Below are 346 nucleotides of genomic sequence, written 5' to 3' on the forward strand. Positions count from 1 at the left end.
CGGGTAGAACACATCACGGAACCACTCGAGCATCACCGTGGCGTCTTTGGTCCTGCGCGCGCTCTCCCACGATCCCCACATCGCCTCCAGCACCGCGCCGACCTCCTCATGCCGCCACCATTGCGGGTCCCAGCGCACGGCCTTGGGATTGCTCCGGTAGTGGGGCAGCAGCCACTCTGTGACCCAGTGCTCCGTGTTGGCGAACACGGTCTTCTTCGCCGGCTTGGCCGGGACTTCCTCGGGCTCGCTGTATTCCATCGTGAGCGTCACCGGGAAAGCACCTCCTGGCGCTCCTGCTCGGCACCCTGGCCGCCGCGCGGCCGCCGGCCACGCTGCTGGGACGCCT

The 346-nt window shown here is 68.2% G+C and carries 1 protein-coding gene; it reads right to left on the reverse strand.

Features of this window, described 5'->3' with window-relative positions:
• Window positions 1-270 (reverse strand): DUF4913 domain-containing protein (locus tag NFX52_RS30525; protein WP_252636029.1); only part of this gene is annotated, 270 nt, incomplete at its 3' end.
• Window positions 271-346 lie beyond the last annotated feature (76 nt).

Origin of the sequence: Acidovorax facilis, assembly GCF_023913775.1 — a bacterium.
Taxonomy (GTDB): domain Bacteria; phylum Pseudomonadota; class Gammaproteobacteria; order Burkholderiales; family Burkholderiaceae_C; genus Acidovorax; species Acidovorax facilis.